Genomic DNA, 23,554 nt, shown 5'->3' on the forward strand with positions numbered 1-23,554 from the left:
ATTGATTAAGGAGCATATACATGGAAAATATGGATAAGAGAAAATTCAGGAATGGAATGATAATCTATCTGTTGATCCTGATAGTTGCTTTCATCCTCATAAACAGATGGATGCAGAGCGACAAGATTGAAGTGACCACCACTTACAGTTACACAGATCTGACAGAGGATTTGGATGATGGCAAGATATTGGCATTGTCGATACAGCCAAATGCAGAGATTCCTACGGCGGTAGTTCAGGTGCAGTTCACCAACGGAAAGACTCTTGCATTTTATTCCACAGATGTCAATGATGTCGTGAAGATTTATAACGACTATCAGGCAAGTGTGGACAAGTATAATGCGACCGTAAGCTCGGATGACGATAAGAAGGTCGTTGCCAGATGCAGCCTGAACGATGTGGAGAAGACGAGCATATGGAGTGTGATAATTCCGTATGCCCTTGTCATGATCGTCATGTTCTTTGTCATGCTGCTGTTCGTGAGATCATCACAGGGCGGTGGAGGCCAGATGATGAACTTTGGCAAGAGCAGGGCGAAAATGACAGAGCCTGATGAGAAAGAGAAGGAAGATAAGAAAAATAATAAGAAGAAAATAACATTTGACGATGTTGCCGGTCTCAGTGAGGAGAAAGAGGATCTCGAAGAGATAGTGTGCTTCCTCAAGAACCCGGGCAGATTCATCAAGGTCGGTGCACGTATACCGAAGGGAGTTCTTCTTGTCGGCCCTCCTGGAACAGGTAAGACACTCATGGCAAAGGCCATAGCAGGAGAGGCGGGGGTTCCGTTCTTCAGTATTTCAGGATCAGACTTCGTGGAGATGTTCGTCGGTGTCGGTGCAGCGAGAGTGAGAGATCTTTTTGCACAGGCAAAGAAGAACGCACCATGTATCGTATTTATAGATGAGATCGATGCCGTTGCCAGACAGAGAGGTACAGGACTTGGCGGTGGACATGACGAGCGTGAGCAGACTCTGAACCAGCTCCTTGTAGAGATGGATGGATTCGGAGCGAATGAGGGAATCATAGTTCTTGCAGCTACCAACCGTGTGGACATACTGGATAAAGCTATCCTCCGTCCGGGACGTTTTGACAGAAAGATATCTGTCAATCCTCCTGATATCAAGGGCAGAGAGGAAATCCTCAAGCTTCATGTTGCGAACAAGCCTCTGGCAGAAGATGTTGATCTCAACGAGATCTCCAGAACAACAGCCGGATTTTCGGGAGCTGATCTTGAGAACCTGATGAATGAGGCTGCGATCTCTGCTGCGAAGGCCGGCAGGGAATATATCAATAAGGAAGATGTCGACAAATCATATATCAAGGTTGGAGTCGGTGGTGAGAAGAGGAGCCATGTGATCTCCGAGGAGGATCGTAAAATCACGGCATATCACGAGTCGGGACATGCGATACTGTTCCATCTCCTTCCATATGTTGGCCCGGTGCATATTGTGTCTATCATACCTACAGGTACCGGAGCCGGAGGATATACCATGCCGCTTCCACAGGGTGATCAGGAATATATTACTAAAGCGCATTTGCTCAACGAGATAAAAGTTAGCATGGGCGGAAGAATTGCAGAGAAGATCATATTTGGCAATTTTACCACGGGTGCTTCACAGGATATCAAGATGGCCAGCGGTTATGCAAGATCCATGGTTACGAAGTATGGAATGTCCGAAAATCTTGGATTTATCAACTATGAGAGCGATGATCAGGAGGAGGTATTCCTCGGGAAAAATCTTGGACATACCAAGCCATACAGCGAAAAGATAGCCGCCGCCATAGATGAGGAGGTTAAGCAGATCGTTGACGAGTGTTACAGGGAGGCTTATGAGATTCTGGAGCAGAATGTGGATGTTCTTCACAAGTCTGCAAAGCTTCTTCTTGAGAAGGAGAGAATAACAGGAGCTGAGTTTGAAGCACTGTTCGATAGAGACGATGCTAAGGATGCAGATGCAGATGTTCAGAGCAACGGTGCAGAGCAGAGTACAGCAGAGAATGTAAATGCAGCAGATAATGCTGTTGCAGAGCAGAAAGCTGAGACTCAGACAGACAAACAGTAATATATAAAGACAATACAGATGCCCGCAGTTTTCTTGCGGGCATTTGGCTTATGTTGGATATATGACGGAAGGGAGAACAAGGGATGAAGATAATAAAGAGAGGGATAAATGCGGTGATACCGTTCCTGCTGGCAAATGTATATCTGCTGGCAAGGTGTCCGGAGTGGAATATACCACTCATGCCGCTTATAGTTGTGGTGTTCATAGCAGTATATGTACTGCTGACCGCGATGCCGCTTCTCGGTCTGAAGAATATACAGTCTAAGGGTATCAGAAGGTGTCAGAGGGGATGCGAGAATCTGTATTCTTTCCTGGCGGCAACGGTCATGTCTGTGGCTGTGCTGATACTAATGTTGGTGCATGTGATAGATGTTGGTGCGTGGACATGGAAGAACTGGGTTCTGTACATACTCACGGCGGTGGCTGTACTGGCGGTCACATTCTGGGTTGGAATAATAAGGATATATGTGTCATCCAGGCAGCTCGGTATCAAATGGAGAGTGATCGGTATACTGTGCGGTTGGATTCCGGTGGTACATCTGATAGTCCTTGGCAAGCTGATAAGTCTGGCATCAGGTGAGACGGTTCTGGAGAACGAGAAGATTATAAAGGATAAGGCAAGACAGGCTGACCGGGTCTGCGCCACCAGATATCCAATACTCATGGTACACGGAGTGTTCTTCAGGGATTTCAGGTATCTGAATTACTGGGGAAGGATCCCTGCGGCACTTGAGGCGAATGGTGCGACCATATTCTACGGAAACCATCAGTCCGCCGCATCTGTGGCTGACTCCGGACGGGAGATAGCTGACAGGATACAGCAGATATTGAAGGAAACAGGATGCGGGAAGGTGAATATCATAGCCCATTCCAAGGGAGGCCTTGACAGCAGATATGCCATATCGAAGCTCGGCATGGCCCCTTATGTAGCATCACTCACAACGATTAACACTCCGCACAGGGGATGCGAATTTGCGGATTATCTTCTGGGCAAGATACCGGAGAAACAGCAGCAGACCGTGGCAAATGCCTACAATTCTGCACTCAAGAAGCTGGGTGACACAAACCCGGACTTCATAGCTGCGGTGACGGATCTCACGGCATCAGCGTGTGAAAACCTGAACAGAGAGCTCCCTGATCCGCAGGGGGTATACATACAGAGCACGGGTTCATGTATGAAGAAGCCTTCCGGCGGACGCTTCCCGCTCAACACCACCAACGCATTCGTAAAGCAGTTTGATGGTGAGAACGATGGACTTGTCGGATATGAATCTTTCAAATGGGGCTCAAACTTCATATATCTGAAGCCTCAGGGCAGGCGTGGAATCTCCCACGGAGACGTGATAGACCTGAACAGGGAAAATATAGATACATTTGATGTGAGGGAATTCTATGTGGAGCTTGTGAGTGATCTGAAGAGACGCGGTTTTTAGAAAATGCCCGGTGTTTTGTCTAATGTGAACAATAAAAAGTAAAAATCAGGTAATATTCAGGAAATGTATTGTGATATTGCACAATGACATTTGCCAAATAAAAAAATGTTTGGGCAGACTTTTGACGGGATTTGTATATAATAATACTTGTAACCCCCAATACATTATATAGTTTTGGCTACACCCCATAAAAGTAACAAAATACCTTCTCCAAAAGAGACAGTCGTTCGGTGACTGTCTCTTTTACTTTTGGTGAAAACAGAAATTGGGCAGGATGGTCTGATATGAGGCGATTCCTGCTGTATATTTGCAGCTAATATATGTTTTATCTTGTTGCCTAATCTCCCGAAAAGTATTAATATAAAAAAGAGTATGTGCAAGGGAGATTTTATTGTATGGTGGAAAAGAAGACCAATGGGCAGAAGATACATGATTATGTATATAATGTAAAGCCCATACTAAATAAAGGCGGACTGTTTGCGGACGGAAGCAAATATTATGTCAGCCCACAGGAGCCGGATGTGGATCAGGATGTGAATGTCAGATTCAGGACTACAGCCGATAATGTGGATGAAGTGTTCCTTATATATAATGAAGAAAAGATACAGATGACAAAGGAGAGTTCCAACAGAATATTTGACTTTTATACCGCAACGATACCTGGAGGTCTGCCATTCATAAGATATCATTTTGAGATACATTCGGGAAGGGTCACATGCTTTTATGACAAGCTGGGACCTACGAAGCAGAACGACAGAGAGTACGACTTTGAGATATGTCCGGGATTCAAGGTACCGGAGTGGGCAAAGGGTGCGGTATTTTATCAGATATTTGTGGACAGGTTTTGCAACGGGGATACTTCCAATGATGTGCTGGATAATGAGTACGCATATATAGGTACCGGTTCAGTTCAGGTAAAGGACTGGAATCAAAGGCCGAGCATCATGGATGTGGGACGTTTCTATGGCGGAGATCTCCAGGGTGTCAAGGATAAGCTTGATTATCTGCAGGATCTGGGAGTGGATGTAATATATCTGAACCCTATATTCGTATCGCCGTCCAACCACAAGTATGATATACAGGATTATGATTATGTCGATCCTCATTTTGGAAGGATCGTTGATGATGAGGGTGACTGTCTTCCGGGCGGATGCCTTGAGAACAAGCAGTCGTCGAGATATATCAACAGAGTTACAAATAAAAAGAATCTTGAGGCCAGCAATCAGCTCTTTGCCGAGCTGGTGGAGGAGATACACAAGCGTGGCATGAAGGTCATCCTGGATGGCGTGTTCAACCACTGTGGTTCATTCAACAAATGGATGGACAGAGAGTGTATATATGAGAACCAGGAGGGCTATGAGAAGGGTGCATTTGTATCGAAGGACAGCCCTTACAACACCTTCTTCAAGTTCTACAATGACAACGCATGGCCATATAATACGACATATGATGGCTGGTGGGGTCATGACACCCTGCCAAAGCTCAACTACGAGGATTCACCGAAGCTGGTTGAGTACATCATGAAGATAGCGAGAAAATGGGTGTCACCTCCATACAATGCGGATGGATGGAGACTTGACGTGGCGGCGGATCTGGGACATTCACCTGAGTACAACCATCAGTTCTGGCGTGAGTTCAGGAGAAATGTAAAAGAGGCCAACCCAAATGCCATCATTCTGGCGGAGCACTACGGTGATCCGAAGAGCTGGCTGAAGGGCGATCAGTGGGATACAGTCATGAACTACGATGCGTTCATGGAGCCTATCACGTGGTTCCTCTGTGGTGTTGAGAAGCACAGCGACGAGTTCCGCGGAGACCTTCTGGGCAACTACGATGCGTTCAAGGGCGCGATGAACTACCACATGTCCAGATTCCTTAGACCATCGATAGATGTGTCCATGAATGAGCTGTCCAACCACGACCATTCCAGATTCCTCACGAGAACCAACAGAAAGGTCGGACGACTTCACACCATGGGAGCGGATGCTGCCGATCAGGGCGTGGACAAGGGTATATTCAGACAGGCTGTCGTATTCCAGATGACATGGCCGGGAGCTCCTACCATATACTATGGAGATGAGGCCGGTGTGTGCGGATGGACAGATCCGGACAACAGAAGGACTTACCCATGGGGCCACGAGGACAAGGAGCTTATACAGTTCCACAAGGACATGATAAGAATCCACAAGTCCTACGAGGCGCTTAAGTCTGGCTCTGTATTATATCTCCACGGTGGGCACAAGATACTCTGCTATGGAAGATTCACAGACAACAAGCAGGTGGTTGTCATCATGAACACCAACTATGAGGACGTGGATCTGAAGCTTCATATCCGTCAGATCGGAGTGTACAACCACTCGATCCTCAGAAGAGTCATGCTGACAAATGAAGAGGGCTATACACTGGAGCCACAGGATTTCATGGTGGAGCACAACGTACTTACGATCAAGGCTCCGAAGATGAGTGCGATGGTGCTTGTTCGTGCCTGATGGCCGGAAGACAAAGATATACAAGACAAAGATATATGACATAAAAATATAAAAAAGTTCCTTTGGACGAATGATGTTATTGAAAGAATCATTTGCCGGGGAGCTTTTTTATTTGCAAGAGTAATGCTTGCACAGAAAATGGATTGAAAATGGAATTGCTTGCCCGTGTTATCGTCTAAATCTGCGGCGAGCCGAATTCTATGTTTGTCCATGACTTTGTAACGATCCAAGAAACACCATCCAAGAAACACAATTTAGAAAACAGATAGATTAAACTACAGGTTTGGTGAAAAATATAGGGAGATAGGGTATATTGGACAAAATAGTATTGTAAAGAAGGAGGCAGATAGAATATGAGAGTATTGCTTTTGCTTAGGGGATCTGCCGGTTGTGGCAAATCTACATGGATCGAGCAGAATGGATTAAAACCATACACACTTTCAGCGGACGACATCAGACTGCTTTGTCAGAGTCCGGTGCTGCAGGTGGATGGTACGAGAGGAATCAGTCAGAACAATGATGGTACGGTGTGGAAGACATTGTTCAGCCTTCTTGAGATCCGCATGCAGAAGGGCGAATTTACGGTGATAGATGCCACGAATTCCAAGACTTCGGAGATGAACAGATATAAGAATATGTGTGAGACGTACAGATACAGAATGTATTGTGTAGATTTTACAGATATACCTATAGAAGAGGTGAAGAGAAGAAATGCCGGGAGGGAGGAGTTCAAGAGGGTATCAGATGACGTTATTGACAAGATGTACTCCCGCTTTGCCACACAAAAGATCCCTTCGGGAATCACGGTCATAAAGCCGGACGAGCTTGACAGCATCTGGATGAAGAAGAGGGATTTCTCCCAGTATAAGAGGATCCATCACATCGGGGACGTTCACGGATGCTATACAGCGCTGATGAAGTATCTGGATGACAATGGCGGTATAAAGGATGATGAGTTCTATATATTTACAGGTGATTATATCGACAGAGGCGTGGAGAATGCGGAGGTTGTAAATTTCCTGATATCTATCATGGACAGGAAGAATGTTCTCATGCTTGAGGGCAATCACGAGAGATGGCTGTGGCTGTGGGCAAATGACTGCACCGGCAAGTCAAAGGAGTTTGAGCTTGTGACAAGACCAATCCTCGATGCTTCCGGAATCGACAAGAAGGAGGTGCGGAAGCTTTACAGAAGGTTTGGACAGTGTGCTTACTATAGCTACGGTGATAATGTATATCTGGTGACCCATGCGGGACTCAGTGTGATTCCCGACAATCTCACATTTGTGGCAACTGATCAGATGATACATGGAGTCGGAGCTTACAATGATTTCGAGAAGATCGCAGAGACATTCTACGGGAAGATGCCGGCGAATTACTATCAGATCCATGGACACAGGAACACCAAGCTGCTCCCGGTGCGGGTGAATGACAGAGTGTTCAACCTTGAGGGCAGAGTCGAGTATGGCGGGGAACTCAGATGCGTTCGGGTGGATGCTGATGGAATCCATGAGGTGGAGATCCACAATGATGTGTTCAAGGCACCTGAGATACAGGAGGAACAGACCGTTACCACAAGCTCTGTTGCAGATGTGATCATCTCCTTGCGGGGGAACAGGTACATACAGGAGAAGACATTTGGCAATATTTCGTCATTCAACTTCACGAGCAAGGCATTCAATGACAGGGTGTGGGATGAGCAGACCACAAAAGCAAGGGGCTTGTACATTGACACATTCAAGGGAAGAGTCGCAGCGAGGGCGTATGACAAGTTCTTTAATATCAATGAGCGCCCTGAGACAAAGTTTGATATGCTGCAGAATAAGCTGCAGTTTCCGGTGACTGCCTATGTCAAGGAGAACGGTTTCCCGGGACTCGTGAGCTACGATGAGTACAACGACGATTTGTTGATAGCGAGCAAATCCACCATAGAGGGACCATTCGCCGGCTGGCTGAAGGATATGATATATGAGAAGGTGACACCGGAGAATATAGAGAATATGAAGCGGTTTGCGAAGGACAACAATGTGACATTTGTATTTGAGTGTGTTGATATGAAGCATGATCCTCACATCATAGAATACCCGGAGAGCAATTTGTATCTGCTTGATATAGTTTACAACCAGATAAACTATGCAAAGTATGATTACGATGCGATGTGTGATACAGCCCACCGGTTCGGCCTGACACCAAAGAAGAAGGCTTGCGAGCTTGCAACCTGGCAGGAGTTCTATGACTGGTATTATGATATCCTTGAGGATGATTACGAGTATAACGGCAGAGTCATAGAGGGGTTTGTCATCGAGGACAGCGCCGGATATATGACAAAGCTCAAGCTTGCATACTACAATTTCTGGAAGTTTATGAGGACAATATCCTATGAGGCTATCAGAAACGGATATATCAAGAAGACATCGGCACTCACCACCCCTCTTGCAAATGAGTACTATGCGTGGGTGAGAAAGCTTCACGATACAGAGGATCCCGCAAATGTTCCGAGGGATATATGCACGCTTAGAAGATGGTTTTATAATGACATGAAGCAGGCGGAAGGCGATAGCCTGATATAGGTGATCATAAGAGATAACACGGTGAATGTTTGACGGGTTATGTTATATCATGGCAGCAGCCAGACATAGAAAATTATCCAGGCTGCTGCATATATTTACATGGTACGCTGAGTAGGAATGAGAGGTGATATTGTATGATATTTTATACGTCAGATCTTCATTTTGGACATGCAAATGCTATAAAATTTGATGAGAGACCATTTACAGATGTGGATGATATGGCTGATGGAATGATACATAACTGGAACAGCAGGGTAGGAAAGAATGATACAGTGTATATTCTCGGGGATTTCTGCTTTAAATTGAAAGATCCGGAGCCGATCCTTGCAAGACTTAAAGGACACAAGCGCCTCATCCTTGGCAATCACGATCAGGTAATAATGGGAAGTGAGAAGCTGCAGTCCTACTTCGACGATATACAGAAGATGGACTATGTGAGCGACAGAGGTAAGCTGATAGTTATGTGTCACTTTCCGATAGCTGAGTGGAATAAGAAGAAAAGCGGGGCATACCATTTCTATGGACATATCCACAAGAGCAGTCCTGAAGTGTACAGCTTCATGACCGGCCAGGGACGTGCTTACAATGTAGGCTGCATGATCAACAACTACATGCCGTGCACCGCTGACGAGATCATCCGAAATAACGAGATATATCAAGCCAGATTACAGTCAGAGGCTAAATGATAAGAGGTATAAGGACGTATGTATATGTAACTGGCAACCTGTATTTTTAAGTTTTGTAATTCCACATGCTTCCAATAACTGCCGGAAGTAAAATCAGAATGCATCATGTAGCGAAAACATAGAAGTAAACGGAAAAGAAGGAATAAGGAGGAATTGTATAATTATGAAAATATTAAATGACATATAGTGTAATTTAATGTTATAAAAAACCAGCCCATAGGTGTTAACGAAAAAGGAGATTACCTCCGGGAAAGCGCAATCCCTCGTCAGCACCTATGGGCGTCCGTCTCAGCACCCATGGGCGTCCGGCAGTTAATTCTTGGAAGGCAGCGTAATGTAATTTCGATCCACCGCCTGGAACAGCTTTGGTCTGAAGTCCTCCTTGGTGAGCTCGAATATGGAGTGTGACACCAGGAAGTAATAAGCCTCCACAGCCTGATCCACGTTGATACTCGTGATCTCCGGGCTGTTCAGGTATCCCTTGATGGCAACGGTGAGACCCATTACCAGATACTTACATATAATAAGAGGAGACAGCATAGGATTGTCAGGAATCTGATCCGTGTCAAATATCTTCAGGTGTTCCTTGAAGAAACTGGTGAACTGTTCGATCATGACCTGCTCAAAGCTGTTCTGCCCGGTTGTCTCAAAAAGCTTTCTGTAAAGCTTCGCTTCATTAATAATGTGTGTGAAGAGATATTTTATGGCCTCAAGGATCATGTTGTGCTCAAGCAGTACCTCCAGTTCCTTGGTCACCTCATTGTAGAGCATGTAATCCATCAGCTCATATTTGTCTTTAAAATGTCTGTAGAATATCGGTCTTGATATTCCAACGTCTTCAGCGATCATCGTGACAGTGATCTTATCAAAGGAATATTCGTTTACAAGCTTTTTGAAGCTTTTGATAATTTTATCTTCAGTCTTTTCCTCGCTTGGATTAGGCACTTTCCCAAACCTCCCTCAGTTTATAATTTGTTTATAATCAATTTTGAATATGTGTTCAAACGTTTGTTACAGATTAGCATATTTGTAACAAAATGTAAACGTTTTCGTATTTTGGGTAGTTTATTTAAGAAATATCAGGTTGTATAATCCACCACAGAATAGAAAAAGGAGATGTTATGGCTATGTTAAAACTAGGAGAAAAGATAGTAAGTGCGAGGGTCGTAATACTGATTCTCAGCTTAGTTCTTCTCATACCAGCGGCATACGGTTATATCAAGACCAAGGTAAACTACGATATTCTGTCATATCTTCCGAAGGATATCGAGACCATGAAAGGTCAGGATATACTGGTTGACCAGTTCGGTACAGGAGCCTTCTCACTGTATGTGGTAGAGGGGATGGAAGACAAAGATGTATCCGCACTGAAATCAAAGATTGAAAAAGTAGACCATGTATCAAAGGTTATATGGTATGACAGCTTTGCAGACCTGTCAGTACCAAAGGATATGCTTCCTGAAAGCCTTTATGATGCATTTAACAATGACGAAAAGAATGCCACCATGATGGCCATCATATTTGATGATACCACATCGGCGGACGGCACAATGGATGCCATCGAGGAGATAAGAAGCATATCAAACAAGCAGTGCTTCCTGTCCGGTATGTCAGCGGTTGTCGTCGATACCAAGAAGCTGTCAGAGAAGGAGACCCCGATATACGTACTTATAGCGGTTATCCTGAGTAGTATCATCCTGGCGATCACAATGGACTCTATCATGATCCCGGTACTCTTCCTTACAAGTATAGGAATGGCGATCGTGTACAACCTTGGATCAAATATCTTCATGGGTCAGGTATCATACATAACAAAGGCGCTGGCTGCGGTACTTCAGCTCGGAGTTACAATGGATTACTCCATATTCCTGTGGCACAGCTACAAGGCACAGCAGAAGGAATACACGGATAAGAAAGAGGCTATGGCACACGCCATCGCAGAGACAATATCATCAGTTGTGGGAAGTTCCATAACAACAGTTGCCGGATTCGTTGCACTGTGCTTCATGAGCTTTACCCTCGGACTTGACCTTGGTATCGTCATGGCAAAGGGTGTCGTACTCGGAGTTATCGCATGTGTAACGATACTTCCATCACTCATCCTTGTATTTGACAAGGCGATAGAGAAGACAACACACAGAGTAATACTTCCAGAGTTCAAGGGAGTAGGAAAATTCATAGCTAAGCACTACAAAGTATTCCTTGTATTGTTCGTGATCATCCTGATCCCTGCAATATACGGATACAATCATACAAAGGTTTATTACAAGCTGGATTCATCACTTCCAGACAGCCTGGAGAGTGTTCAGGCCAACACAGAGCTGGCTGAGGTATTCAACATGAATTCAACACATATGATACTTGTCACAAATGATCAGAGTGACAAGGACACAAGAAACATGATGTCAGATATCGAGAACATCGATGGAGTTAAGTTCTGTCTCGGACTTGACAGCATCATTGGAGCAGGTATTCCAACCGACTTCATACCTTCAGATGTCACAGAGGCGCTCAAGAGCGATGACTGGCAGTTGATACTCGTCGGATCAGAGTACGAGGTAGCTTCAGATGAGGTTAACAATCAGTGTACAGAGATCAATAATACCATCGATTCATACAACGAGAAGAACATGCTGGTTGGTGAGGCTCCTTGTACAAAGGATCTTATCACTATAACAGATAAGGATTTCGCATCTGTAAGTACAGTATCCATCGGAGCGATATTCATCATCATCCTCTGTGTATTCGGTTCAATATCACTGCCAATCGTACTTGTGGCAGTCATAGAGTTTGCGATATTCATCAACATGGGTATCCCATGCTTCACCGGAACAGAGATACCGTTCATAGCTTCAATAGTTATCGGTACTATCCAGCTCGGCGCGACGGTTGATTACGCCATACTGATGACAACGAAGTACAAGAGAAACAGACTGAACGGATACAGAAAGTTTGACGCCGTGGCAACAGCATGCCAGGAGTCAGTACAGTCCATAGTTGTCAGCGCACTTTCATTCTTCGCTGCAACATTTGGCGTAGGTCTTTACTCAGATATAGATATGATCAGCGCGCTGTGTACACTTATGGCTCGTGGAGCACTCATAAGTATGTGTGCAGTTATCCTGATGCTTCCATCAGCACTGATGCTCTTCGATAAGGTCATCATGTTCAGATACAGGAAGAACCTGATGGATGGACCATCAGCGAAGGTTAGCGATGAGGACACTGCAGCCACTCAGGCATAGCAGTTATAAACAGATGTAACTACGGAACTTTTGTAATCTATGAAAAGAGGTAATAATATGATCAAATGGAAGAAATATATATGCGTTGCATTATCAGCAGTTATGATGGCATCACTGGCAACAGGATGCGGAGATACAAATGACAGCTCATCCTCAGACAAGGCCGAGGCTACAACCGAGAGCGAGTCAGACACACTTCAGGATGCACTTACATCTGAGATATCCAAGGATGGCGCATCTGACGCAGACAAGGAAGAGACAGTATATGTCCTTGCCGATGCAAATGGAAATGCAAATGACGTTACAGTCAGCACATGGCTGAAGAACTCAGACGGTGCAGAGGGACTCAACGACAAGACAAACCTCACAGACATCCAGAACGTGAAGAGCTATGAGGAATACAAGGACAACGGCGATGGCACTATAACATGGGCTGCAAATGGATCAGATATCTACTATCAGGGCAAGTCAAATGAGGAGCTCCCTGTTGACGTAAAGGTAACATACAAGCTGGACGGCGAGGAGATAGAGCCTTCAGAGCTTGCAGGCAAGAGCGGTAAGGTCACCATCAGATTTGATTATACCAACAACACCAAGAAGACAGTCACAGTGGACAGCAAGAATACAGAGGTCATCTCACCATTTGTAATGCTCTCAGGAATGATCCTTCCTGTAGATAAGTTCTCAAACGTTCAGGTTGAGAATGGTAAGGTCATCTCAGAGGGAAGCAACCAGATCGTAGTCGGATATGCAGTTCCTGGATTCAAGCAGTGCTTACAGGATGGTATAAATGACAGCAAGATAGAGACAGCACTTGATAACATAGATGTACCTGATTATGTTGAGGTTACAGCGGATGTCACAGACTTCGAGCTCTCAATGACCATGACGGTTGCAGCAAGTGATCTTCTTGGATCAAGCGCAGAGGATGCCATAGACGAGGTTGAGGACAAGGCAGATGTGAGCTCACTCACAGACAGCGTAGGTCAGCTCGGTGATTCTGCAGATCAGCTCGAGGAGGGTTCAGGAAAGATCACAAATGGTTTGGAGACTCTGAAGGATGGTACTTACTCACTGAAGAAGGGCGCTGACACACTGGCAGACGGTGCAGCTTCACTTGAGACTTACACAAGCCAGCTTGCAGCAGGTACTTCACAGATATCAACAGCCATGGGAACTCTGGACGATGGAATCAAGTCTATAAAGGATGGTTCATCAGCTCTCAACGATGGTGCAAAGACACTGGCAACAGGAGCAAAGACAGTTGATACAAGCGTTGGCACACTCAAGAGCGGAGCTGACAAGCTGAACAGTGGTGCAAAGGAACTTCAGGCAGGCTTTGAGGGAACAGACAGCAATCCTGGACTTTCCAAGGGCGCAAGCTCACTGGCATCAGGAGCAAGCAATGCATATGCAGGTTCACAGGCACTTGCAAAGGGCGCTACAGAACTCAATAATGGTGTGAACACATTAATCACCATGCTGACAGGAATGCCATCACAGATCGTAAGCCAGGCTCAGTCAAATGTATACAGCCAGCTCGGCGGTTCCATAACAAGCGAGGCCGGAATAGATGCGGCTATGTCACAGCTTGAAGGAGCACTTGCATTAGGTAAGACTACTCTGGATGCGGCAAAGGGCGATGGAACATACGATGCATATTTTGCACAGTACACAGGCCTTGCAAAGGCAAAGGGTGCTCTCAATGCGATCGATCAGATAGGAACGACCCTCACAGCTACTTTGACTTCAGAGGAGACAACAGCACAGATAACAGCATTACAGCAGGGTGCTGAGACACTGGATACCAAGATGGGCGAGCTGTCAACAGGACTCAAGACCATCAGTGACGGTGCTTCAAGCATTTCAACAGGAATCGATTCCGCATATGCAGGTGTCAAGGCAATCGCAAAGGGAACCGGAGATCTCTCAAGAGGTGCAGCAGCACTCAAGAAGGGTACAAAGACTCTCAGCGATGGAGCAGCTACAATATCAACAAATATGAACACACTGTATCAGGGAAGCTTAACACTGGCAAATGGAAGCAGCCAGTTAAAGACAGCGGCAGGAACTCTTGATTCAAGTGCAGGCCAGATCGCAGCAGGAGCAAAGACCCTCAGTGATGGAGCATCACAGCTTGACAGCGGAAGCAAGACTCTGGATGACGGAGCAAAGGAGCTTGTAACAGGTTCAAAGACTCTCAGCGATGGAATGAAGCAGTTCAACGAAGAGGGTATCAAGAAGATCACAAAGCTGTTTGCAGGCAACTATCAGGCAGACATTGATTATATAGAGGCACTCTTCTCAGACGATACAACTTACACAAGTTTCACAGGTACGATCGATGGTACAAAGAGCACAGTTAAGTTCATATATGAGACAGGTGCGATCAAGTCTGACGCTGAAAAATAAGCGAAAAAACAATGAAAATCTTCGTGTTGACTTTACTGTAGCCTTAGGTTATAGTATAAGCGTCCGTGAGGATAATGGTAACATTTACTATAGTTTAGGAGGATTAGAACATGTTTGATAAGGTTAAGGCAATATTCGAGGAGCAGTTAGGAGTTTCACAGGACGAGATGAAGCTTGACACAAACTTCAAGGATGATCTTGGTGTTGATTCACTTGATCTTTACGAGATCGTTATGAAGCTTGAGGATGAGTTCGATGTTGAGATCCCTGCTGAGGAGCTCGATGACGTAGCTACATTTGAGGACGTACTTAACTACCTTAAGAGCAAGGGTGTTGAGGAGTAATATTGCTAACTGAACAGATTGGACTGTTTTGAATACATTTGTTATTCAAAGTTGTCATGTATCGGACATGACATAACTTTGGTAGCCAGCCAGGACATGAGTCCTGACTGACCATCCAAGGTTATATATATTATATGAGAGTTGATTTACAGCAGATGCTTTGAGCCGTGGGGCTTGATGGCATGTGCTTTTTTTGTGCGTTAATACACCGCCAAGCGATGCCGGATTTTCGAGCTCGCTCGAAAAAATCCGGCATTACGAAGTGCGGAGCAAGCTGAAGTATTAACGCAGTATTAATTCTTGACCTTGCGATTTGCGGAGCCCTGTTCTATAATAAGGGATAGTTGACTTGGCTTCTGGATGTAGCATGAGAGATGGTTGATAAAATCCAGTACAGACAGACATCAATGATATGCGAATGTAAATCAATTACAAAATATAATAAAGGCGGTAAAAAAGAAATGGGTAAGACAGCAGTTATATTCCCAGGTCAGGGCGCACAGTATGTGGGCATGGCAAAGGATTTTTATGACAGTTTTGAGGACAGCAAGAAGGTATTTGACGAGGCAGATGACGTTCTGGATATAGAGCTTAAGAAGATCTGTTTCGAGGAGAACGATGACATCAACAAGACAGAGTACACACAGCCGGCCATGGTTGCTGCAGAGGTTGCCATATATGAGCACCTGAAGAACGCAGGTCTCAAGGCTGATGTATTTGCAGGACTCTCACTCGGTGAGTACAGCGCACTTGTTGCAGCAGGAGCCATGACTCTCGCTGACGGCATCAAGACAGTTAGAAGAAGAGGTATCCTCATGCAGAACGAAGTACCTCTCGGAATGGGCGGAATGGCAGCAGTCATAGCTATGGACGCTGACAAGATCGCAGAGATATGTGAGAACACACCTGGCAAGGTACAGATAGCAAACTACAACTGTCCTGGACAGATCGTTATATCAGGTGAGGCAGAGGCTGTTAAGGCAGCATCAGCAGCACTTGCAGAGGCTGGAGCCAAGAGAGTTATCCCACTTAACGTAAGTGGTCCATTCCACTCACAGATGCTTGTACCTGCAGGTGAGAAACTTTACGACTTCCTTCAGGGCGTGGATGTTGCAGAGGGATTTGCTCCTTACTACTGCAATGCAGACGCAGAGGAGATCACAGACGCAGCAAAGGTTAAGGAGCTCCTGAAGAGACAGGTGTACTCATCAGTAAGATGGCAGCAGACAATAGAGAACATGATAGCTGACGGCGTTGATACATTTATCGAGGTTGGCCCAGGCAAGACTCTCACAGGCTTCATGAAGAAGATCAACAGAGAGGTAAAGAGTATAAATATTGCAACTGTAGACGATTTAGCGAAATTGGAGGAACTGAATGCTTAAGGATAAGGTAGCAGTAGTAACAGGTGCCGGAAGAGGTATCGGACGTGAGATAGCAAAGACATTTGCCGGATATGGCGCAAAGGTAGTAGTAAACTTCAATGGCTCAGAGGAGCGTGCAAACAGCCTGGTTGAGGAGATCAAGGCAGCAGGCGGAGAGGCAGTGGCTTTCAAGGCAAATGTGGCAGATTTCGCTGAGGCAGAGGCACTCATGAAGTTCGCAGTTGCTACATATGGAAGAATAGATATTCTCGTGAACAATGCGGGAATCACAAGAGACAATCTTGTACTTGGAATGAAGGAGGCTGATTTCGACGATGTTATCAATATCAACCTCAAGGGTACATTCAACTGTATCAAGCATGTGTACAGAACCATGATGAAGCAGAAGTACGGACGTATCATCAACATGTCATCCGTAGTAGGTATAGAGGGAAATGCAGGACAGGTGAACTACGCAGCATCCAAGGCTGGAGTTATAGGTATCACCAAGTCTATAGCCAAGGAGCTCGGAAGCCGTGGAATCACAGCGAACGCCATCGCTCCTGGATTCATCAAGACAGACATGACAGATGCACTCTCAGACAAGGCAAAGGAGGCTATGCTTGACCATATCACAGTCAAGAGACTTGGTGAAGTATCAGACATCGCTGAGACAGCAGCATTCCTTGCTTCAGATAAGGCATCATACATAACAGGTCAGGTCATCAAGGTTGACGGTGGCATGAGCCTGTAGGATATACAGATCACGATCTGGAATAATACAAATAGAAAACAGGGTATCGCAACAATGTTGTGATACCCTGTATCTGTAATATGAACATTATAAAGTTATATTTTATTTCTTGTTCAGTTTGGAGAATTCCTTTGCAAGCCCAAGAAGCTGTGCGTGCTGATGTTCTGTCAACTGGGTTGTATCAATATACTTGGCACTTGAATCATCCCCTTTGAGAAGATAATCAGTGGAGCAGTTGAAATATTCAGCGATGCGGAGAATCATGCTCACAGACGGGTCGATGGAATTGTTCTCCCAATTGCTTATAGTCTGGAATGCCACTGATAACTCCCCTGCAAGCTCTTTCTGTGTCATCTTGTTCGCGGTGCGCAGTGTTCTTAATTGTTCACCTATCATAATAATCAGAGCTCCTTTAAATCCAAAAAAACGTAGTGACCCTCACTAATTAATAATAGCTGAATGGTATTGGGTTTACAAAAGATAAAACTATACTTATAATAGAAAAATGGCTTTTTTGTCATATTTTGGGCATTTGTTATCGATCGAAGAGTTATATGAGTAGTTGTGGAGCCGCATTGTACCTTTGTAGTAATGTGTGCACGCTGCACCATTTTAATGCATGGAAAAAGCCTGATAAAGCGGTTGATTAAATAAATATATGTACGTTGACTTTTCAACATACTAAAATACTAAAAAGTGGTAATAATACTATAAGCGAACAACGTATCAGAATATATCAGGAGGTAACGAACATGGGAATCATGAAGAATATCGCACAGTCAGAGGTGCTTAAGCTCAAGGATCAGGTGGCATATCAGGAGGGACAGGTCGTAAGTAAGACACTTGCCCAGAATGTATGTATGAGTATAACCTTATTTGCATTTGGCAAGGATGAGGAGATCAGCACACACGAGTCTGGTGGAGATGCATTTGTGACATGCCTTGACGGTGTGGGCGAGGTGACAATAGATGGTGTCAAGTATGAACTCCACGAGGGTGAGTCAATAGTAATGCCTGCAAAGCATCCACATGCTGTATATGGCAAGGAGCAGTTCAAGATGCTGTTGGTGGTTGTGTTCCAGTTGTAAATAGAATAAATGAGAAATTGAGGGCTTTTCCCCAGAGCATACAGCTCGTATGGTGAAGAGCTTTTTTTATATTAATATGCATCATTGCAGTATAAAAGTTGTGCAAGATTATCGCCAAGTTATGCAAGGCTTCTTTCGCAACAACTTAGGTTTGAGTAATATATATTTGTTACTTATATAATGGAGAGGTCTAAAGATGAAAACTATTATTTGTGATGATTGCATTAATGAGGCAGAGAAGACAAAAGAACTTCTTATAAGGAATAAATTGGTAGATGGAGAAGAAATCAGTATTTTTTTGCCGGATAATTTGAGGGAAGAGATTGAAAATAAAACATTGCAGTGTGACATCGCCATAATGGATATTGAATTTGCAGAAAAACCTTATAATGGCATCAATCTGAGTGCAGAGATCAATAAGCTGCTCCCATCCAGCCAGATAATATATTTGACAAATATTCTGGAATTTGCTTCGGAGGTTTACGAGACCAGACATTGTTATTTTGTATTGAAGGCAGATATGGAAATGATACTGCCGAGAGCAGTGGAGAAAGCACAGAACATAATTATGAAGAAAAAGGATAGCGGGGTTATGGAGATCGTGAGTGATGGAAGACGTGTACTGATTCCGCAGAGCGATATTGTATACGTGGAGCGTGCCCAGCGAAAACTGATAATACATACACAGAAGGATTCGTATAGCTCGTATGGTTCACTTAGGAAATTCCTTTCACAGGCAAATAGTCTGTTTGTGAGATGTCATGAGGCGTACATAGTTAATCTCGATTTTGTGCGGGTGGTCCGCAAGGACGAGGTGGAGTTGGCTGGCGGTGAAAATATACCTGTGGGAATCTCATTTGAGAAGATGCTTCGCACAAAGTATATGGAGTATTGGTCGGATAGAATATAGAAGTTTTTAAAAATGTATTTATACATTACATATAAAAATAAAGTGAGGAGGAACAAGGTTTATGAGAAAGAAAAGAGTGTGGAGGCTGCTATTGCTGCTTATGGCGATCATGGCTGTAGCTTTTGTAAAGCCGCAGGATCGTGTAAGCGCAGCGGAGGAAAGTGACGAGGATATTATCATTGATGGCGATGATGATTATGACAGGTATTCAGGTGACTGGGATTACTATGATGAGGGGGATGAGGAATTTGATGATCCAGACCAGTATCCGCCATACATGGCAGGGACAACAAATAAGGCGACAGAGATAGAATGTGGAAAATCTTATTTTGTGTCGAATATTAAGGCAAGCAACGAGCCGACACGCAGAAGCTGGTTTGAGTATACCCCAAAACAGGATGAGAGGGTATGTATAGAGATTTCTACCAACAATGAGTATGCAGGACTCAGGGCGCTTCTGCGTGATTCAAAAGGACTATATATAGCAAGTACCGGCACAAAAAAATATAACGATGATGATGAGTACAGTACCAGAAAATCTGCGAGGATGACACTGACTCTGAGTGCCGGTAAAAAGTATTATATTCAGACAGGAAGACTGAAGTCTGGTGAAGAAGAAGGAAATTATACATTGACGCTGAGGGGTGTACAGGGAATAAAAGACATAGCATATATTACTCCTAGAAAAACACAGTTCCTGGCACAGCTTGATAATACCTATTTGTATAAGGGCACGATGCAGATCATATATGAGGACGATTCCACAGAAACGGTGACATTTGATCAGGATACATATTCAAATACAGAGTATACGGATATATATGGAAATAAAATCTATCTTCATATAAAGGGCATAGACGAGGACAATTCAAATATAGATATAGATGTTGATAGATTCTGTGAGCTGGACGAAGGAAATTACAGGATATACGCCGTGTGGGGAAATGACGGTTCACATTCTGTAGACGGTGATGAAATCTCCATAGTGAGTGCGTCAACTCTTCCTGATGTAGGGTTAAATAGCTTCTCAGTAAAGGGCGATAAAGGCAGAGTAGCATATTCATGGCACAGATTTGTGGCGCCTGAGACGACAAAGTATACCATTAATAATTGTATGGATGTATGTGTATATGAGGCAGCTTCAGATGGAAGTGTCACTTATATATCTGGAAAAGATTCGTTTAATGCTGTCGCAGGAAAGACTTATTATATTGGATTATCAGGAAATTTTTCTGAGTATGATAAGGAAAACAGTGAATTTATCGCTTATGACACATGGGAGAGCCAGTTGACAAAGACCCCAGGGATCAAGACTATAAAGAATATTGTACCGACAAGGACGACATTTATAGCGGGATTTGATTCCGTACTCACACGGGGAACAAAGGCTGTAATAGAATACACAGATGGAAGCACGGAGAATGTTACGTTTGAAGGGGACTATGATGATGACGTATATTGTGTTACAGAGGTTGGAAATGTAAAAATATATGCAGAGGTTGATGGAGATATAGATCAGCCGGGAACGTATAATGTGATCTTCAAAACAGACAGCGAGATCATTGAAGGAGTTTCCTATAGTGTGACACTGAAGAATATCTCAGATATGGAGCTTCCTGAGCTGAAGGTCGGAAGGCTCATCATAGATACAGAATCAATGGACGAGCATCAGAGGGTGTGGTACAGGTTCAATGCCACAGAGAGTGGAACATACATATTCAGCAAGATGACATCGTTTTATGACGGCATGGTAGTGTATAAAGAAACTGCAGGGGATGTGGAACTTGTAGAGAGTAGTAAAGGAAAATTTATCGGAGAAAAGGGCTGTACATATTATATTGGAATATATGGAAACTGTTATGATGATGTGGAGGATCAGGAGAGTGACAGATGGGAGACAGATTTCTATATGCCACTTGATGTTACAGGCATAAAGATATCATCCTCATTAAAGACAGTGTTTGCCGAGAACATTGAGAGTAACTTCCTTAATGGAGCTGTTATAGATGTGACGCTCAGCAATGGAAGCATAGAGCGATACACTATGGGTGAGTATTTTTCACCGAATTGTACATGGAACAACATATATGTAAAAGCAAGTGATTCAGATGAAGAATATGGGCTTTATGACGCCGTTCCGGCTGGAACATATGAAGTGTACTTTGATATGAAGGATGGACGAACCATCACGGCCTCAAACAGTACATTTACAGTGAAGTCAGTGACAGATATGGGGCTTCAGAGTATAGGTAATGGACAGAATCCACTGAACATATATATGGGATATGGCCCTTATGGCTATTACTATGAAAATGAATACTGGTCAGATCTGTACACGTATACCGCTGAGAGGGATGGACGTTGTGCGCTTGAATCATACTTTAGTAACAATGGCGAGAGCGTATATGTAGATGCTGCGGAGGTATACGAAAAGACTGCGAATGGTATCGAAAAGATCGCTTACTGGGATGTGGACTCCGAGGACGACGTAGAGTATGGAGAGAGCACAAGGTATGTGTTTGATGTGGAGAAAGGCCATACATATTATGTGAGAGTTGGAAAGAATGTATGGTATTCATCAGATTATACAGTAGGTATGTGCACTGGAAAGATAAGTGTTGAGCCACTCAAGATAGTGAATCATTTTAGTGTTACAGAGAACAAAAAATTTGAGTCAGGTTATAAGGGCGATTATGTTCAGGGTAAATGTTACTATGAGTTCGATGACGGTACTTCTGGAAGCATGCAGTATAGCTTTGGCGAGAACTGCAGAGAGGTAATGGTTGAGGGAAACAGATTCTATTATACCATTACAGACATAAACGGAAATGACCGTTCAACAGATACCAGTCTGCCAGATGGACGATACACAGTCAGGATACGATGCCAGACGGCGGATGAAGAACATATAATTTCAGTGTCATACACCATAAGGATCGGGGACGTGGTGCCGGTTACGGCCATAACCCTTGACATGTCAGAGATCGACGGAATGGTAAATGACGTATTTACGGTAAGAGAGAGCGTTACGCCTGTAAATGCTTCAGATCCATCTGTGACATGGAGCAGTTCAGATGAAGGAGTTGCCATTGCCGACGATGATGGCCGGGTATTCTGCGTTGGCGCAGGAACAGCAACTATCACAGCTACGGCAAATGACGGAAGTGGCGTATCTACAAGCATCAAGGCGACAGTACGCAGAAGAACAGCCAGATTCAACAAGGTTGCACAGATCAATAAGAAGGTCGGAGATAAGACATTTGCACTGGGAGCAGAGCTTCTTGAGGGCGATGGTGCACTCAGCTATAAATCGTCAAATATAAATGTTGTCATAGTTGATAGAGATGGCAAGGTGACAGTAAGGGGAGCAGGAACAGCGACTATCACAGTCACATCAGCACAGACAAGATCATACGAGAAGGCAACGATGAATGTAACCGTAAAGGTTCAGAAGCCTGATCCGGTGGATCTGTCAGCCAAGTCAGCGAAAACAACGGTGTCAGGAATAGTTGATGGAAAATACACCGGTAACGGCGTGACACAGTCGAAGCTCACGGTTAAGGCAGGCGGCAAGACCCTGACAAAGGATAAGGATTACCGTGTGGCATACAAGAACAATAAGAATGTTGGAAAAGCCACGATTACGATAACCGGTATAGGAAGCTATAAGGGTACAGTGACAAGAAGCTTCAACATCACTATATCCAAGGGAAGCACATACACAGTAGGAAAACTGAAGTACAGGGTGACAAATGCAGCTACAAACGGCAAGGGAACAGTGACAGTTACGGGAACGACCTACAAGACAGGATACAAGTCATTCAAGACTCTTGACATAAAGAAAACGGTAAGCATAGGAGGAGTTACATACAAGGTTACTGCTGTAGGAAGAAATGCATTTAAGGGATACAAGTATCTTGGAAAGGTTACACTTGGCGCAAATGTAACGACTATAGGTGCAGGAGCATTCAGCGGATGCAGCAGTCTCAAGACAGTGACAATAAGTACGACACAGCTCACAGCAAAAACTGTTGGAGCAAAAGCATTTTCAGGAATAAATGCAAAGGCAGCCGTTAAAGTGCCTGCGAAGAAGCTTGCGGCTTATAAGAAGCTCCTGAAACAGAAGGGACTTCCAGCCAAGGCAACTGTGAAAAAATAAATAAGAGTACAATGAGAATCCTCATCCATGTGGCTGA

Annotated in this window: 15 protein-coding genes; 13 read left to right on the plus strand and 2 right to left on the minus strand. The window is 44.3% G+C overall.

What is annotated here, in order from left to right; translation table 11 throughout:
- Positions 1–20 precede the first annotated feature (20 nt).
- From ftsH to ABUA31_RS10780, 5 genes are all read left to right on the plus strand, one after another.
- Complete coding sequence (gene ftsH, locus ABUA31_RS10760; RefSeq protein WP_349818584.1) at positions 21–2,063, plus strand: ATP-dependent zinc metalloprotease FtsH; 2,043 nt, start codon at positions 21–23, stop codon at positions 2,061–2,063.
- Between the two features lie 83 nt (positions 2,064–2,146).
- The gene (locus tag ABUA31_RS10765; RefSeq protein ID WP_117874420.1) at positions 2,147–3,496 is read left to right on the plus strand and encodes an esterase/lipase family protein; all 1,350 of its coding nucleotides are present in this window, start codon (positions 2,147–2,149) and stop codon (positions 3,494–3,496) included.
- A gap of 395 nt (positions 3,497–3,891) precedes the next feature.
- Positions 3,892–5,985 carry a glycoside hydrolase family 13 protein gene (locus tag ABUA31_RS10770; RefSeq protein ID WP_349818583.1) on the plus strand — a complete coding sequence of 698 codons (2,094 nt, stop codon included), beginning with the start codon at positions 3,892–3,894 and terminating at the stop codon, positions 5,983–5,985.
- A gap of 353 nt (positions 5,986–6,338) precedes the next feature.
- Positions 6,339–8,555, plus strand: a complete 2,217-nt coding sequence (locus tag ABUA31_RS10775; RefSeq protein WP_349818582.1) for an RNA ligase — start codon at positions 6,339–6,341, stop codon at positions 8,553–8,555.
- 134 nt (positions 8,556–8,689) lie between these two features.
- Entirely contained in the window at positions 8,690–9,241 is a 552-nt protein-coding gene (locus tag ABUA31_RS10780; protein ID WP_015534620.1) for a Predicted phosphoesterase or phosphohydrolase, read from the plus strand.
- A gap of 312 nt (positions 9,242–9,553) precedes the next feature.
- Here ABUA31_RS10780 and ABUA31_RS10785 read toward each other — a convergent pair whose 3' ends face one another.
- A complete protein-coding gene (locus ABUA31_RS10785) occupies positions 9,554–10,186 on the minus strand; it encodes a TetR/AcrR family transcriptional regulator (RefSeq protein ID WP_055145091.1) in 633 nt (210 codons plus the stop codon).
- A 182-nt stretch (positions 10,187–10,368) separates the two neighbouring features.
- Here ABUA31_RS10785 and ABUA31_RS10790 point away from each other — a divergent pair, with 182 nt between their 5' ends.
- From ABUA31_RS10790 to fabG, 5 genes are all read left to right on the plus strand, one after another.
- A complete protein-coding gene (locus tag ABUA31_RS10790; RefSeq protein WP_117874458.1) occupies positions 10,369–12,486 on the plus strand; it encodes an efflux RND transporter permease subunit in 2,118 nt (705 codons plus the stop codon).
- A 57-nt stretch (positions 12,487–12,543) separates the two neighbouring features.
- Positions 12,544–14,898: an autotransporter outer membrane beta-barrel domain-containing protein gene (locus tag ABUA31_RS10795; protein WP_349818581.1), complete on the plus strand. Its 2,355-nt coding sequence runs from the start codon at positions 12,544–12,546 to the stop codon at positions 14,896–14,898.
- A 110-nt stretch (positions 14,899–15,008) separates the two neighbouring features.
- Positions 15,009–15,242, plus strand: a complete 234-nt coding sequence (acpP, locus tag ABUA31_RS10800; protein WP_022216990.1) for an acyl carrier protein — start codon at positions 15,009–15,011, stop codon at positions 15,240–15,242.
- Between the two features lie 461 nt (positions 15,243–15,703).
- Positions 15,704–16,627 carry an ACP S-malonyltransferase gene (fabD, locus tag ABUA31_RS10805; RefSeq protein ID WP_015534623.1) on the plus strand — a complete coding sequence of 308 codons (924 nt, stop codon included), beginning with the start codon at positions 15,704–15,706 and terminating at the stop codon, positions 16,625–16,627.
- Positions 16,620–17,360, plus strand: coding sequence for a 3-oxoacyl-[acyl-carrier-protein] reductase (gene fabG / locus ABUA31_RS10810; protein ID WP_022216988.1), 741 nt, complete (start codon positions 16,620–16,622; stop codon positions 17,358–17,360). Before fabD ends, fabG begins: the two co-directional genes overlap by 8 nt.
- 102 nt (positions 17,361–17,462) lie before the next feature.
- On the opposite strand, the gene ABUA31_RS10815 is transcribed toward fabG, so the two are convergent.
- The gene (locus tag ABUA31_RS10815) at positions 17,463–17,756 is read right to left on the minus strand and encodes a helix-turn-helix domain-containing protein (RefSeq protein ID WP_015534624.1); all 294 of its coding nucleotides are present in this window, start codon (positions 17,754–17,756) and stop codon (positions 17,463–17,465) included.
- Positions 17,757–18,112: 356 nt separating this feature from the next.
- On the opposite strand from ABUA31_RS10815, the gene ABUA31_RS10820 reads away from it, so the two are divergent.
- From ABUA31_RS10820 to ABUA31_RS10830, 3 genes are all read left to right on the plus strand, one after another.
- A complete protein-coding gene (locus tag ABUA31_RS10820; protein WP_349818580.1) occupies positions 18,113–18,448 on the plus strand; it encodes a cupin domain-containing protein in 336 nt (111 codons plus the stop codon).
- A 196-nt stretch (positions 18,449–18,644) separates the two neighbouring features.
- Positions 18,645–19,358: a LytR/AlgR family response regulator transcription factor gene (locus ABUA31_RS10825; RefSeq protein ID WP_349818579.1), complete on the plus strand. Its 714-nt coding sequence runs from the start codon at positions 18,645–18,647 to the stop codon at positions 19,356–19,358.
- A gap of 61 nt (positions 19,359–19,419) precedes the next feature.
- On the plus strand, positions 19,420–23,517 hold the full coding sequence (locus ABUA31_RS10830) for an immunoglobulin-like domain-containing protein (protein WP_349818578.1): 4,098 nt from the start codon (positions 19,420–19,422) through the stop codon (positions 23,515–23,517).
- Positions 23,518–23,554: the final 37 nt, after the last annotated feature.

It is taken from the genome of Coprococcus sp. RTP31081st1_H1_RTP31081_211007 (assembly GCF_040227275.1).
Lineage (GTDB): Bacteria > Bacillota > Clostridia > Lachnospirales > Lachnospiraceae > Coprococcus > Coprococcus aceti.

Coding starts and splice junctions, on each gene's coding strand:
- acpP (WP_022216990.1), top strand. CDS start 15,009: ATGTTTGATAAGGTTAAGGCAATATTCGAGGAGCAGTTAGGAGTTTCA.
- ABUA31_RS10765 (WP_117874420.1), top strand. CDS start 2,147: ATGAAGATAATAAAGAGAGGGATAAATGCGGTGATACCGTTCCTGCTG.
- ABUA31_RS10825 (WP_349818579.1), top strand. CDS start 18,645: ATGAAAACTATTATTTGTGATGATTGCATTAATGAGGCAGAGAAGACA.
- ABUA31_RS10815 (WP_015534624.1), bottom strand. CDS start 17,756: ATGATAGGTGAACAATTAAGAACACTGCGCACCGCGAACAAGATGACA.
- ABUA31_RS10790 (WP_117874458.1), top strand. CDS start 10,369: ATGTTAAAACTAGGAGAAAAGATAGTAAGTGCGAGGGTCGTAATACTG.
- ABUA31_RS10775 (WP_349818582.1), top strand. CDS start 6,339: ATGAGAGTATTGCTTTTGCTTAGGGGATCTGCCGGTTGTGGCAAATCT.
- ABUA31_RS10795 (WP_349818581.1), top strand. CDS start 12,544: ATGATCAAATGGAAGAAATATATATGCGTTGCATTATCAGCAGTTATG.
- ABUA31_RS10770 (WP_349818583.1), top strand. CDS start 3,892: ATGGTGGAAAAGAAGACCAATGGGCAGAAGATACATGATTATGTATAT.
- fabD (WP_015534623.1), top strand. CDS start 15,704: ATGGGTAAGACAGCAGTTATATTCCCAGGTCAGGGCGCACAGTATGTG.
- ABUA31_RS10830 (WP_349818578.1), top strand. CDS start 19,420: ATGAGAAAGAAAAGAGTGTGGAGGCTGCTATTGCTGCTTATGGCGATC.
- ftsH (WP_349818584.1), top strand. CDS start 21: ATGGAAAATATGGATAAGAGAAAATTCAGGAATGGAATGATAATCTAT.
- fabG (WP_022216988.1), top strand. CDS start 16,620: ATGCTTAAGGATAAGGTAGCAGTAGTAACAGGTGCCGGAAGAGGTATC.
- ABUA31_RS10820 (WP_349818580.1), top strand. CDS start 18,113: ATGGGAATCATGAAGAATATCGCACAGTCAGAGGTGCTTAAGCTCAAG.
- ABUA31_RS10780 (WP_015534620.1), top strand. CDS start 8,690: ATGATATTTTATACGTCAGATCTTCATTTTGGACATGCAAATGCTATA.